The organism is Weizmannia sp. FSL K6-3076 (genome assembly GCF_038007245.1).
Classification (GTDB): Bacteria; Bacillota; Bacilli; order Bacillales; family Bacillaceae_C; genus Weizmannia; species Weizmannia faecalis.
In genome coordinates, this window is record NZ_JBBOWU010000001.1 from 2,805,198 (window position 1) to 2,820,426 (window position 15,229).

The 15,229-nt window shown below is 46.6% G+C and carries 6 protein-coding genes and 1 CRISPR repeat array; all 6 genes read right to left on the reverse strand.

All coding sequences use genetic code 11. The features are described from left to right. The first annotated feature begins 238 nt into the window (after positions 1 to 238). Positions 239 to 9,591: a CRISPR direct-repeat array (repeat unit 32 nt; unit sequence ATTTCAATCCACGCCCCCATGTAGGGAGCGAC). 168 nt (positions 9,592 to 9,759) lie between these two features. Genes cas2 through cas5c form a run of 6 tightly spaced genes read right to left on the reverse strand, consistent with a single transcriptional unit; the run spans position 9,760 to position 15,216 of the window. After that, positions 9,760 to 10,050, reverse strand: a complete 291-nt coding sequence (gene cas2, locus NSS95_RS13435; protein WP_026684595.1) for a CRISPR-associated endonuclease Cas2 — start codon at positions 10,048 to 10,050, stop codon at positions 9,760 to 9,762. Positions 10,051 to 10,060: 10 nt separating this feature from the next. Beyond that, complete coding sequence (gene cas1c / locus NSS95_RS13440; RefSeq protein WP_026684594.1) at positions 10,061 to 11,092, reverse strand: type I-C CRISPR-associated endonuclease Cas1c; 1,032 nt, start codon at positions 11,090 to 11,092, stop codon at positions 10,061 to 10,063. Beyond that, the gene (cas4, locus tag NSS95_RS13445) at positions 11,089 to 11,745 is read right to left on the reverse strand and encodes a CRISPR-associated protein Cas4 (protein ID WP_026684593.1); all 657 of its coding nucleotides are present in this window, start codon (positions 11,743 to 11,745) and stop codon (positions 11,089 to 11,091) included. The genes cas1c and cas4 overlap by 4 nt, the downstream gene beginning before the upstream one ends. Continuing rightward, entirely contained in the window at positions 11,735 to 12,595 is an 861-nt protein-coding gene (gene cas7c / locus NSS95_RS13450; RefSeq protein WP_168985563.1) for a type I-C CRISPR-associated protein Cas7/Csd2, read from the reverse strand. Before cas7c ends, cas4 begins: the two co-directional genes overlap by 11 nt. 21 nt (positions 12,596 to 12,616) lie before the next feature. Beyond that, complete coding sequence (cas8c, locus tag NSS95_RS13455; protein WP_168985564.1) at positions 12,617 to 14,497, reverse strand: type I-C CRISPR-associated protein Cas8c/Csd1; 1,881 nt, start codon at positions 14,495 to 14,497, stop codon at positions 12,617 to 12,619. Beyond that, a complete protein-coding gene (cas5c, locus tag NSS95_RS13460; RefSeq protein ID WP_168985565.1) occupies positions 14,494 to 15,216 on the reverse strand; it encodes a type I-C CRISPR-associated protein Cas5c in 723 nt (240 codons plus the stop codon). Before cas5c ends, cas8c begins: the two co-directional genes overlap by 4 nt. Positions 15,217 to 15,229: the final 13 nt, after the last annotated feature.

The window sequence follows — 15,229 nt, forward strand, 5'->3', positions numbered from 1 at the left end:
CCTGGTCCCGGTTCCAGGAACTATAAAAACAAGAGTTACTTTACAAAAAGGGTTTGTCACTGGTATCTGCGCGTTCAGCGCCACTTTTCGGGTCTAAGGTTGATGGAAGGAACAAAGAAGGCGGCATCAACCAGATTTGCGGCTGAGCGAACCAGATACAAGGCTTTGTCTGGTTTGCTCAGCAAGTATTCATTAGGGAGCGACTTGATGATCCTAGGGATCGCAAATACAGCAAACGATTTCAATCCACGCCCCCATGTAGGGAGCGACCTTGACTGCTTATACAAGATCATTCTATCTCCGCATTTCAATCCACGCCCCCATGTAGGGAGCGACTTGGGTTTACGCCCTTTACAGACCCAAAACGGGGATTTCAATCCACGCCCCCATGTAGGGAGCGACTATAATTTTTATCCACTGTACGACTGGGAGACAATTTCAATCCACGCCCCCATGTAGGGAGCGACGTTCACCTCGAAAATAAACACGTCGATCTAACGATTTCAATCCACGCCCCCATGTAGGGAGCGACATCCATTCCCCATTCATTTCTAAAAAATCCGAAATATTTCAATCCACGCCCCCATGTAGGGAGCGACCTAATCATGAATTCAGCCGGTCATGGACGGAGTTATTTCAATCCACGCCCCCATGTAGGGAGCGACCAAACGTCGGCTCCGGCCGGCGTTATTTTTTTTTATTTCAATCCACGCCCCCATGTAGGGAGCGACGATTTGCCATTTTAACGGGAGGTGAGCGGATGAGAATTTCAATCCACGCCCCCATGTAGGGAGCGACGGTTGACGCGCTTACGGGCCGGGTAAGTACGGCGATTTCAATCCACGCCCCCATGTAGGGAGCGACATGAACGAATCCTTAGGTGCTTAAGCCGAAAAGAATTTCAATCCACGCCCCCATGTAGGGAGCGACAAGATTCAAAAATCCATTCCCCATTCATTTCTAAAAAATTTCAATCCACGCCCCCATGTAGGGAGCGACTTTATTTATTTTTTATAAGCGCTGTTACTTCTTGATTTCAATCCACGCCCCCATGTAGGGAGCGACATTTATTGCCTATTTTTTGCAATTCGATATAGCCGTAATTTCAATCCACGCCCCCATGTAGGGAGCGACCTGCGAGTCGTCACCGGTTCTAGTCACTCCTAATATTTCAATCCACGCCCCCATGTAGGGAGCGACGCTTCTACTTGTTCTACCTTTCCCATGTACCCACATTTCAATCCACGCCCCCATGTAGGGAGCGACATACGTTTCCCTATTCAGTGGCGTTGGCGGATTTATTTCAATCCACGCCCCCATGTAGGGAGCGACCCGACCGTGACGGCGCACTTGTGATTTACGCAAAATTTCAATCCACGCCCCCATGTAGGGAGCGACCGCCGGTACTCGACTTAGATGAGGACCTGACGGCAATTTCAATCCACGCCCCCATGTAGGGAGCGACGTGGCGCTGTTAGGGTTCGGTAACCCGGTCAGCTATTTCAATCCACGCCCCCATGTAGGGAGCGACCGCTTTATATCGCTTATGCCAGCGAAAACAGGCGATTTCAATCCACGCCCCCATGTAGGGAGCGACAATGGTATGGAAAACAAGTTGTCACAGTAGCAAGATTTCAATCCACGCCCCCATGTAGGGAGCGACCGTATGATCAGTTCGAGCATTACCGATATGTTGCATTTCAATCCACGCCCCCATGTAGGGAGCGACATACATTCACGTTATCGCCATCAATTGATGTTTTATTTCAATCCACGCCCCCATGTAGGGAGCGACGTCACTTATTACGATAAAGAACGGGACATGTATATTTCAATCCACGCCCCCATGTAGGGAGCGACCTCGTAGCCCGCTTCGAAAAATACGGCATGTAGATTTCAATCCACGCCCCCATGTAGGGAGCGACAAAAAGGTGGTGTAAATAATGGCATACGAAAGACATTTCAATCCACGCCCCCATGTAGGGAGCGACTTACCAAACCGACGTGAATTTCAGATTCCCCCTTATTTCAATCCACGCCCCCATGTAGGGAGCGACTCAGGCGTAAAGGTAAGCGTGTCCTGCGTAAGAATTTCAATCCACGCCCCCATGTAGGGAGCGACCAGGAAAAGGTAAGCGTGCATTTTGTCCAACATATTTCAATCCACGCCCCCATGTAGGGAGCGACGTTACTCGCAAATTAATATCGCTCGAAAGCTGAATTTCAATCCACGCCCCCATGTAGGGAGCGACGTTAATGATCTGACGGTAGGTAACACAGCAACAATTTCAATCCACGCCCCCATGTAGGGAGCGACCGGCATTGTCAATGGTGGTCTGTCCCGTGATGTATTTCAATCCACGCCCCCATGTAGGGAGCGACCTTTTGCTCGTCCCCGTCCACAAGGTCGCCGCCATATTTCAATCCACGCCCCCATGTAGGGAGCGACACGGCATTGTCAATGGTGGTCTGTCCCGTGATGTATTTCAATCCACGCCCCCATGTAGGGAGCGACACAGGAAAAGGTAAGCGTGCATTTTGTCCAACATATTTCAATCCACGCCCCCATGTAGGGAGCGACGCAACAGCTTTTAAATATCAAAACGATTGACGAAATTTCAATCCACGCCCCCATGTAGGGAGCGACTTTCGGATCTGGAATTTGGACGACTTTTCCGTTTTATTTCAATCCACGCCCCCATGTAGGGAGCGACTGCCTGTCAAGTACCTAAACGCGCCACAGCCGACGATTTCAATCCACGCCCCCATGTAGGGAGCGACGGCTCACCGGCGCGGGCAGTCGGCTTGGCGCAGCATTTCAATCCACGCCCCCATGTAGGGAGCGACGGTTTATCCGCGGCGAGGACAGAGGCAGGCCCGCTATTTCAATCCACGCCCCCATGTAGGGAGCGACTGCAGTGATTTTATCACGCCAGATAGACAATCTAAATTTCAATCCACGCCCCCATGTAGGGAGCGACTCTTGGAGCGATTATCGGCGGCCTTAGGCGTGGTATTTCAATCCACGCCCCCATGTAGGGAGCGACGTGCTTTTAGTGATTCGTTTTCATCACGAACAGAAATTTCAATCCACGCCCCCATGTAGGGAGCGACGGTTAAGGCCGAGCAAGAACGCAACCAGGTCATTATTTCAATCCACGCCCCCATGTAGGGAGCGACGCTTGTCGACCAAGACAGGATTGAGTTACTCAAAATTTCAATCCACGCCCCCATGTAGGGAGCGACGGGGGCTTAATTTATGCCTTAATAAGCTTAGTTATTTCAATCCACGCCCCCATGTAGGGAGCGACAATGCAGGCGGTAGAGACAGGCCAGCTGCGCATAATTTCAATCCACGCCCCCATGTAGGGAGCGACTGACTATCTGTGCGATCAGTTCGCTGTGGATGAGATTTCAATCCACGCCCCCATGTAGGGAGCGACCGGGCTAAAGACCTTTATAAATATAAAATTGTTATTTCAATCCACGCCCCCATGTAGGGAGCGACTTGTACGCGTAAATTAATATCGCTCGAAAGTTGAATTTCAATCCACGCCCCCATGTAGGGAGCGACAATGCCTCAACCTATTTAAAATACGAAAGGGGAATTTCAATCCACGCCCCCATGTAGGGAGCGACTATGTCTCTCATAGCACCGGCCAAATTCGCGATTATTTCAATCCACGCCCCCATGTAGGGAGCGACATTTAATTTAATTAATGCAGAGGTAACAGCGACTATTTCAATCCACGCCCCCATGTAGGGAGCGACTGGGGGGTATTTTACGCAAAAAATGGGATTATATGATTTCAATCCACGCCCCCATGTAGGGAGCGACGGGGCTATTTTACGCGAAAAATGGGATTATATGATTTCAATCCACGCCCCCATGTAGGGAGCGACTTGTGATGACGTCTTTATCGGTGTCGTTTAGGTCATTTCAATCCACGCCCCCATGTAGGGAGCGACAGGGAAAGACGAATACCTGGCAGCAGCGGCAGATATTTCAATCCACGCCCCCATGTAGGGAGCGACCACTTTTCCAGCACACGGGACCCGCTCAGCGTAATTTCAATCCACGCCCCCATGTAGGGAGCGACAATTACCGGGCTTTTTTGTTATGTTATACTTTAAATTTCAATCCACGCCCCCATGTAGGGAGCGACTCGGCCGGTATCATTTATATTATTGACTAACTCATTTCAATCCACGCCCCCATGTAGGGAGCGACTATTTACAATGGCAAGGTATTCAAACTTTTAGAGCATTTCAATCCACGCCCCCATGTAGGGAGCGACGGGATCAATTTTTAATTAACAATTACATTGTGAATTTCAATCCACGCCCCCATGTAGGGAGCGACTAGCACGCGTGACAGCTATCTTTTAGAGCAGCAGATTTCAATCCACGCCCCCATGTAGGGAGCGACGTCATCGACCTGTCTAAAGACGGGTGGAGTGATGAGGATTTCAATCCACGCCCCCATGTAGGGAGCGACAAGCAAGGTATGAGCTTTCCGCCGGATTAGGGGATATTTCAATCCACGCCCCCATGTAGGGAGCGACGAAAAATCGGCGGTTAAGCGATTTGACTATAGATATTTCAATCCACGCCCCCATGTAGGGAGCGACAAAAGGCTGCCGATTATAAAGTGCTGCCATGGCTATTTCAATCCACGCCCCCATGTAGGGAGCGACATCATCCAATGGAAATTCAAGCACAGCTGCCGTATTTCAATCCACGCCCCCATGTAGGGAGCGACTGCAAGATAGCCTTCCCACCATTCTACAAGCTCGATTTCAATCCACGCCCCCATGTAGGGAGCGACCGGTTTTTCATATGGTTCAGGTGTTCCGGTTCCAATTTCAATCCACGCCCCCATGTAGGGAGCGACTGTTGCAGAGCGGATATATTACCTTCTGCGTTTCATTTCAATCCACGCCCCCATGTAGGGAGCGACTAAAACAGGTGATTGGCTTAAACTGAATCGTTTTATTTCAATCCACGCCCCCATGTAGGGAGCGACCGATAGGTTGGTAGTTGGAGAATCGGCCGTACTTATTTCAATCCACGCCCCCATGTAGGGAGCGACCAGGTCCAGCACTATCTGGGCGTTACCGGCAAGATTTCAATCCACGCCCCCATGTAGGGAGCGACTTGGCGGTTATACTCGCCGCGCTGACAACGCATGGATTTCAATCCACGCCCCCATGTAGGGAGCGACAGCGTTTGCTATCAGATGCCCGCGCTTCAATCTTAATTTCAATCCACGCCCCCATGTAGGGAGCGACCAATCCCGCCTTCGTGGGCGACAGCTTCAATTAAATTTCAATCCACGCCCCCATGTAGGGAGCGACTCCGGAGCTTTTCGGTTGCGACTACTTCGGTGATATTTCAATCCACGCCCCCATGTAGGGAGCGACCCATTTTGTTGACCACCCCAAAATATAATTTTGTATTTCAATCCACGCCCCCATGTAGGGAGCGACGTGGTAAAAGTTCAGCGAGGTGATTCGATTACGAATTTCAATCCACGCCCCCATGTAGGGAGCGACCCAACAGCAGCACCAACACCAAGCACACCCATAAATTTCAATCCACGCCCCCATGTAGGGAGCGACATCCTCCGTTTGTGATCAACCTGGCTGTTTCGCAATTTCAATCCACGCCCCCATGTAGGGAGCGACGCCCGGCCTGCTGCTTTTCAATTTTGACCACAAAGATTTCAATCCACGCCCCCATGTAGGGAGCGACCGGTCAATGTTAACTTCATCTAATTCAACTAATATTTCAATCCACGCCCCCATGTAGGGAGCGACGGCATTAAGGGGGTTACTTTAAACCGCAAAAGTGATTTCAATCCACGCCCCCATGTAGGGAGCGACGTAACCAAGCTGAGTTTATGGGGATATTTATGCTCATTTCAATCCACGCCCCCATGTAGGGAGCGACGTGAGGGTGTTAGGGCTTATCCCGAGCTCCTTTTCATTTCAATCCACGCCCCCATGTAGGGAGCGACAACAACACTTAACGGCGAACGTATCGTCACGACCATTTCAATCCACGCCCCCATGTAGGGAGCGACAAAGCTGATTCCATCGTTCTTTAAGGCTCAAAAATTTCAATCCACGCCCCCATGTAGGGAGCGACGCCCGTTTTTTGGTATTACAAGCTCTGCCAAAGGATTTCAATCCACGCCCCCATGTAGGGAGCGACTTTAGCTTTTGCTTGTCCGCTCACTTTTGCCCCTGATTTCAATCCACGCCCCCATGTAGGGAGCGACGTGAAATTGGTTGGGGCGCTACGATCGAGACAGCGATTTCAATCCACGCCCCCATGTAGGGAGCGACCCGGGAATTTATTGTGCTCTTTGCGTAGGCTCCGATTTCAATCCACGCCCCCATGTAGGGAGCGACCGTTTTTTGCTTTTCAACAAATTGTAGCTCACGATTTCAATCCACGCCCCCATGTAGGGAGCGACCGTGGCCGCAGGCACAACTGCCGCTGTAGGCACTATTTCAATCCACGCCCCCATGTAGGGAGCGACTAAGCCTATCAGCAAGTGCCTTTTGTGTCATAGATTTCAATCCACGCCCCCATGTAGGGAGCGACCCAAGCCTCTACGGCGTCCTGCATTTACCTCCCAATATTTCAATCCACGCCCCCATGTAGGGAGCGACCCTGTTTAAATTTTTTTACGTTTATTTGTGCCCGATTTCAATCCACGCCCCCATGTAGGGAGCGACACAAGGCTGATTTTAAAATCATCCACAATGACGATTTCAATCCACGCCCCCATGTAGGGAGCGACATTCAAAGCCGGCCTGATTCCGAATACAACGGATATTTCAATCCACGCCCCCATGTAGGGAGCGACTACAATGAATGGCTGGAATATCTGCTTGAAAGCAATTTCAATCCACGCCCCCATGTAGGGAGCGACCTACTTGCTATACTCTTTTTGATTTCAAAGCCTAATTTCAATCCACGCCCCCATGTAGGGAGCGACGCCCGTGAAAGATCGGGACTGGAAGGCGAAAAGAATTTCAATCCACGCCCCCATGTAGGGAGCGACGGCGGGCACGATTGACGCAAATGTGATTACGGTATTTCAATCCACGCCCCCATGTAGGGAGCGACTTGGGTACGAGTTGTAAAACCCTTCTTTTCTTTATTTCAATCCACGCCCCCATGTAGGGAGCGACCAAGCCTCTACGGCGTCCTGCATTTACCTCCCAATATTTCAATCCACGCCCCCATGTAGGGAGCGACTCCAAAGTCTTGACCATTTGGTCTGTCTACGGTATTTCAATCCACGCCCCCATGTAGGGAGCGACGGCAAAATCATTGCATATCGGACGGCCAAGGATGATTTCAATCCACGCCCCCATGTAGGGAGCGACCGTCAACGACCACGTAGCCGTCTTTCTTGGCATCATTTCAATCCACGCCCCCATGTAGGGAGCGACTTGAATTTTTTGCTGGAGCATACTCAAATCGTTTATTTCAATCCACGCCCCCATGTAGGGAGCGACTCGGCTCCGTTAGCTTAGTTGATTACCTACAATCATTTCAATCCACGCCCCCATGTAGGGAGCGACAGAAAGGGAGATATAGAATCATGTTACAAACTAAAATTTCAATCCACGCCCCCATGTAGGGAGCGACACAAATATTTGATAAGGCAGGCCAGACAATCGCAATTTCAATCCACGCCCCCATGTAGGGAGCGACTGTTCTTGCACCGTAACGCTGGTTGTTTCAATATCATTTCAATCCACGCCCCCATGTAGGGAGCGACAAAATTCAAGGTGATTTACAAAACTATACACCTTTATTTCAATCCACGCCCCCATGTAGGGAGCGACCTTTCATCTTTCAATTTTTACCATTTTTACCCCTTATTTCAATCCACGCCCCCATGTAGGGAGCGACGATATTATAGCGCCATGCTATAATAGGCTCTGTTATTTCAATCCACGCCCCCATGTAGGGAGCGACTGGTGCTGATACGCAAGCAACCGGATGTCGAATCAAATATTTCAATCCACGCCCCCATGTAGGGAGCGACTTCAAACCGAAAATCTTGTACTTACCCAGCAGGTATTTCAATCCACGCCCCCATGTAGGGAGCGACTATAACATACGTTCCCTTTCATAGTCCACATTATATTTCAATCCACGCCCCCATGTAGGGAGCGACTTGTCAGGTCGCGCGTGGTATGCGAATCCTTCACATTTCAATCCACGCCCCCATGTAGGGAGCGACGGCGTTCCCTCGAGTAATGTTGCTTTCATGCCTGGATTTCAATCCACGCCCCCATGTAGGGAGCGACCGAGGGAGAGGCGGAGCATGGAGGAATGGACGATATTTCAATCCACGCCCCCATGTAGGGAGCGACCTGGGTCATCCGGGTTGGTTTGGCGACCAGGAGTATTTCAATCCACGCCCCCATGTAGGGAGCGACGAGGTGATTGGGTAGCCCCCCTCTTTCCAAAATTATTTCAATCCACGCCCCCATGTAGGGAGCGACAGTTTACGTTTAACAATTACAAGACGGCATGTGCATTTCAATCCACGCCCCCATGTAGGGAGCGACTTGGCTTCCGTTCCGCGTATGTCGCTTTGTAATCATTTCAATCCACGCCCCCATGTAGGGAGCGACAGGCAGATTGTTCATTTACGCGCTGCTAAAAAATATTTCAATCCACGCCCCCATGTAGGGAGCGACATCAATGCGCAATATGCGGTTAAAGCACAATACAATTTCAATCCACGCCCCCATGTAGGGAGCGACTGAGTTTTTAAACATGTTATAATTGACTTCGTTATTTCAATCCACGCCCCCATGTAGGGAGCGACACCCTTGCAACACCCGTCCACGACGGGGACGGCGTATTTCAATCCACGCCCCCATGTAGGGAGCGACCTTATGGCATATGCCCGGGAGGAGGTATTGCGATATTTCAATCCACGCCCCCATGTAGGGAGCGACAAGGGTGTCCACTAATACCGACCCCCTCAGATATAATTTCAATCCACGCCCCCATGTAGGGAGCGACACCAATACTCGCCCAGCCCCGTGCATTCAAAGATATTTCAATCCACGCCCCCATGTAGGGAGCGACTTAAAAAGCTGGACAAGTGGATTAAAACAGCAGAATTTCAATCCACGCCCCCATGTAGGGAGCGACGCGGAGCATCATAGGGGCAAGTACAGCCCGCACCGATTTCAATCCACGCCCCCATGTAGGGAGCGACGTCGCAACGCCACGTGAATGGTTAAATGGTGGTATTTCAATCCACGCCCCCATGTAGGGAGCGACGACAGACGAAGAATTTGAAAAATTTATGGAGGGAATTTCAATCCACGCCCCCATGTAGGGAGCGACAGTTGACGGCAAATATTTAGCTGGCTTTAGTGATATTTCAATCCACGCCCCCATGTAGGGAGCGACAAACTGAGATTGAAAACAAACTTAAAGCTGAGCTATTTCAATCCACGCCCCCATGTAGGGAGCGACGCAAAAATCTACAGCAACGAATATAAAACCTACGATTTCAATCCACGCCCCCATGTAGGGAGCGACAGCGGAATTTGGTCAAAAAGGCGAATGTACGTTTTTAAAACAACCAAATTTCGCCATTTCCTCTGATAAACAAAGGACTATTTTTCCACATTTAACCAATATATGTAAAATATTGGTTAGCATATTGGTGCGAACACACGGGAAAATCGTGTGCACTACACCTTCGCACTAAAAGATCAAGGGGTCTTCTAAATCCAAAGATGGTTTTGCCCCGATATGCATTACTTTATTTTTATAGTTGTTTCCCAACTGATAAAATCTCAGGCTATCTTCATCTGGGTCAATAATATTAGACAGTTCAATCTTCAAAGAGGCAAATTGTGTTGCATCAACGAAACACTCAAAAACGGAATTCTGGACACGCTGGCCATAGTTTTGACAAACTTTCGCTACTTTTCTTAACCTCTTCTGCCCTGCTCCGGTCAAAGTACTCACATCATAAGTAATGACAACAAGCAAAATTTTCCACCTACTTCCACAGAAAAGGAGGATACTCATCTAAATCTCCTCTTAAAAACCGGGCCAACAACAGAGCTTGTGCATGGGGAACCAGTCCCCATGAAATCTTTTCTCCAAGAAACGGATGAGTAATCTTTTCCTGTTTTTTATTTTGCCAGGCTTTTAGAAACTTTTTTCTTGCTTCATCTGTCATAATGACGGTTCCATTTTCCTTTTTTAAAAAATCATCTTTATTGATTACCTTGGTATTGATTAATGAAAGTACAAAACGGTCCGCATACACACCTCTTAATTCTTCCATTAAGTCCAGAGCAAGTGAAACCCTGCCCGGTCTGTCTTGGTGCATAAATCCAACATAGGCATCAAGACCTACTCCTTCCAGTGCGGAAGCTGTGTCATTTGCCAGTAATGTATAAGCAAAGGACAACATGGCGTTCACGTTATCCAAAGGCGGCCGGCGTGAACGGTGATGAAAGAAAAAATCATCTTTTTGCTGTAGAATCATTTGGTCAAATAATTTATTGTAATTGATGGCAGCCTGTCCTTCTAACCCCCTCAATGTTTCTAAACTATCGCATAGTCTGACCTGTTTGATAATGGCGGATAAAAACCGGGAAACATCCTTAAATTGCGTAACATCAATACGCAACGGATAATCTCTTGTCATTCTTTCAAGAATCCATTTTTGGTTGTATATCTTCCCGATAATAAAATTCCTGGCAATTTGAACCGAAGCGATTTCATCATCTGAGATACGGTATTGTTTTTTTCGCAAAACAACATTTCCCCTGCTTTTACCAATTACTCTGGCAAGAAAGCGGCCATTCATTGTAAAGAAAATGAGAGAAATATTCCTTTCGGCGCAATACCCCATTAAGGCAGGGCTGGCCCCTGTATAGCCAAAAGCAACGACCGATTCCAAATTGTGCAGTGGCAGTCGCCCCAATTGTTCCTTCTCTTTTAAAAGCACAATATTGTCTCCATCCAAGGATAAATAAACTTCCGGCTGCGTAATAAATAAAGTGTTCAGGAGTTTTTTCACTCATTTATCTTCCCTTCTATATAACTGGAAACAGCACGTTTACGAATGATATTCGGCAAACAAATATTCTGGAGGGAACATTGGTTGCAGAAGGGGCCGGTTTTTACTTTTGGCGTATAACGGCGTTGATAGTAATCTTGCATCTCAGCAGCAATCTTTCTAACTTTATTTTTTTCATCCAAGGTTATCGGAATTTCAATCCGGCGTTTGATTTCGTTATAAAAAATATAGCCCTTGTTAACCTCACATAGAAGCATTTCCTCAAGACACATCGCCTGCGCAACAAGCTGTAAAATATCCGAATCATTCTTTTTCGGTTTGCCGCGTTTGTATTCAACCGGATAAGGAATATATTTTCCTTCATTCCCATAAATTTCAACGCCATTCTTATCCTTCACAAATTCAACAACATCACATATTCCCGTCAACTTCAATTCATTTGATTTAATTGGCATTGCCCGGACAATTAATTTACTGCCACGCTTTTCACGGATAAAGGGGCTATCCGTTTTTTGATGGATATTTTGCCCCTCAACCGTTCTTACATTTTCTTCCCACGCTTGCTCTATATGAATCAATGCCCATTGCCGCTTACAAAATTGAAAATGTTGGATGCCCGACAACATCAGGTATTCATCTTCATCAAATGCCATCGATGACGTCAACCTTTAAACCGTTTAGTTCATTTAAAGTAATCTCATAGTCCTCAAATGTTTTAGGATTATCCACAAGTGGTGTAACCGCTAATGACCGATGCACTTTCGCCGACGAATACTGGCCCAATTTGGACTGGTGTTCCCACCAATATACTTTTTTGACTTCCATGCTCCCTTCAGGACGTGCAGAAGAAGCATCATTTTCAAATAACGTGACCAAGGCCTGCTTAATTTTCTCGGCATCCTCATTTGAAAATCCTGTTTTTTCGGCCAACTGTGGATTGATACTTCCATAAAATACATAGACACCAAAGTCTACGCGGTGTTTCATCCCCATAGTGTCGGAACCCCGGTCTTTGCCAGGCTCAGAGTTTACACTTTTAGTAATTTGCATGCTTGTAATATCAATTGGAGATACACTGGTAGCAGTATGGATTGAAACAGGGCCTCTTACCCCTACAGATACACCTTTATTGCCGGATCCTTTAAAAGCAAATACTTGGCCGAAACTGCGGACATCAATCCACTCTTGGCACGCGATCGCAGCAAAAGATTCACCTGATCCGTCTTTAGACTTAAAAATCTTATTCAATTCCGGATTCGCATCCGCCCGTTCTTTTAAACTGTTGTACGAATCATTTTTTCGATCGTTTGATTGCACAAAAATTGACTCGCCCATGTCTTGAAGGCGGTTTCTGATTTTACGTTTAATCGCAACATCAGAAATTTCCCCGTAACCATCATAATTTTGGCGCGGGCGGTTTCCGTTCAACGGATCTCCATTGGGATTAGCTTTTGTAACAGACAACACAACGGCAAAATCAATCTTATGATCTAAAGCTGGCATAATTAGTCCCCTCTCAATCTTTTATTCTTTAGTTTGTCCAACAGTACTGGTATCTTTCTTCTGATATAAATCATAGCGCTGGCTATAAAAGCCAAGCAAAAACTTACCCGATAAAGGCCTGTCATTAAAATCTTCATATTTAAGTTTAGAAGCGACTTCATCTATTAACATGGCGTAGTACGTCCCTTTTTTCCCCAGCCGGACTTGATAGGGCTGCAAACTGGCCTGGATCGTTCCCCAAGTGCGTGCAGGATGCTGTGAAAATGCATTCATATATCGGATGGCATTGGTAGCACGATTTTCGCCGGAATCCAAAGCATTTCGTTCGAATACATCCGCAATGGCCAGCAGCCTTCCGAATAAATAATCGCGGTTGTTATTTTCTTTATCAAGTGCCAAATTATATCCCTCCTCTTTATTAATCAGTGCACAAGCAATGCTTAATATTTTTTCCCATTCCCATTTTTCCAAAGCGACCGGATTAGATGCACGCCGAAGGGCACTTCTGACAATATCTGTTGGGATTCTTCTCCCTTCCACAATACACGGAAGCATTCTTTCCATTAAGCCCTTTACAACTTTATCACTTGCATTTGGACCATACGCTGCGAACGCGATATCTTTTGTCGAAGGTGCACCGAAAAATGAAATCGGTTGGTTGTCCTCATTTTTTCGATAACGGTGGAGCCAGGCACAAGTTGTATGCCATTTTACTAAATTTTTAAAATAAATCTCTTTATTTAAATTTCGATAATAAAGGACAGCCATTCTTCCAGTTGTTGCCGAGTCTAAAACCAGAATATTAATACTGGCTTCAGTCGAAAGATTACTTTTATATCCATCCATTGCCTTAGAAAATTCACGTGCAAATTCCTGGTTTGTAAAAGCTATTTTTGGATTGCTCCCATTTGCAAAAGGATCAAGACTGGTAATGTCATATGAATCTTCGGTAACAGATGGAACTTCATTTCCGCCGTTTTCCCATACAAGAAATACTCTGTTATCGATTATTTTTCCCTGCCTGTTGATCAACCATTTCAGCGCATTATGTGCTTTTTGCGATGCTTTATAACTAATACTTGCCACTTGTTTGCTTTCAGTAAATCTTCCTCTGTACGTAAACCCGCTTGAGTCGTTCGCAGATATCAGTTTAGCTTTATCTCCGGAATTTCTGATTTTATTAGCATGCCTTTCTGTGCTTGGCAAAAATTCACCCGTTACATAACAAAGATCCCGGTCACTTAAATGTTGATTGTAAAATTTTATAAATGATTCGTACATTTCCGGATCTTTCCATACTTTGGTCAGGATTTTTTCGGGCGAATAAACAGTAAACCTTACAAAAGCGCTCTCAACACTCCCTGTAACTGTTGAATATAATGGAGGCTTATCACCATACTTACTGTCCCATTTATCAATTAACTGCCCGTTGTTATCCAAAAACAAAATTCCCGCTTCTACAAGATCGTGGATTAACTGTTTCTTTTTTAAATATGCATAGATACTCTGCACTTTCGCATTACTAAACGGAGAATTTGCCCACTCACCTAATTGTTGAATATAATAAGAGAAAGGCTCTTCTATTTTTCCTCCATAAGCCACAAAGTCGCCGGCTACATAAATCAATTTATCATGCAATGGGTAAGGAGCTATTTTTTTACCGGCACGGCTGGATGATTCTTCTGTGCACGGGATTAATGTAACCGCATCCTTTTTATCATTAATTACCTCCGCATAATAAAAATTTCCATCCTCCGTTACCTGCACTTCTAAATGTGCAGTTTGTGTGGTATGTGAAACCGGAAGAAGCGTGTACTCCTGATCATTTCTTTTCTTTTCAATTTTCCCGACCTGCTCTTCATTCGCTTGATAAGTCTCATATAAATTTAGTAACCAGCTCACTCACGATTCCCCTCCCCCTCAAACTCTTTTAAAAGTTCATCGGCAGGTTTCACATTTTCTTTAGTAAAGGCTTTCATTTCCATTTCTGCAACTCTTCTCACCAGTTTACATTCGTCCGGCCGGATAAAATGGATTACACCATTTTTCATAACAGGGTTCCACAATCTGACTTCCATTTCATTACGGCCGGTTTCATCTGGATAATTTATGCCGTGAACCATTGTTCCAAAATACACTTCTTCTGTTTGGTCATAGTAACCCTCACCTTCCTCGAATACACAGGGTTCCACATAACCCTGGCACTCCCGGGCGCCAAGGAAAATGTCTCTTCTTCCGCCAGCTTTCAAGGATCGTTTCAGAATATTATGATGCTTATGTTCGTTACGATCAAATGCCAAATCCGGCCTGTGTGGGTTAAAGATGAAATGAGCCCTCACTTTGTAACGCACATCACGCAAATATGTGTAATTTGCCAGTGTATTGCCGCCGTTGTATTCAATCGGCCTGACACCCTTAGACTCCATCTTGATAGGATTCATCACACGCAAATCATCAATTATCATTAGAATAGTAGGTTTCCAGTAGATCGATTCGACTATCCCCTTTAGCGCTTGGTAGGTCGGTATTTGGTAGGATAATTTTTCACCTCCCATTTTTGTCAACGGATCAGTAAACAAAGCATATTTGCCATATACCTCAAATTCAATAGAATTCCTCATTTTTCCCCTCCTC

What these genes read in the sequence shown, in the direction of transcription:
- cas4 (WP_026684593.1), bottom strand. Translation starts at nt 11,745, where the DNA reads ATGGCATTTGATGAAGATGAATACCTGATGTTGTCGGGCATCCAACAT.
- cas7c (WP_168985563.1), bottom strand. Translation starts at nt 12,595, where the DNA reads ATGCCAGCTTTAGATCATAAGATTGATTTTGCCGTTGTGTTGTCTGTT.
- cas5c (WP_168985565.1), bottom strand. Translation starts at nt 15,216, where the DNA reads ATGAGGAATTCTATTGAATTTGAGGTATATGGCAAATATGCTTTGTTT.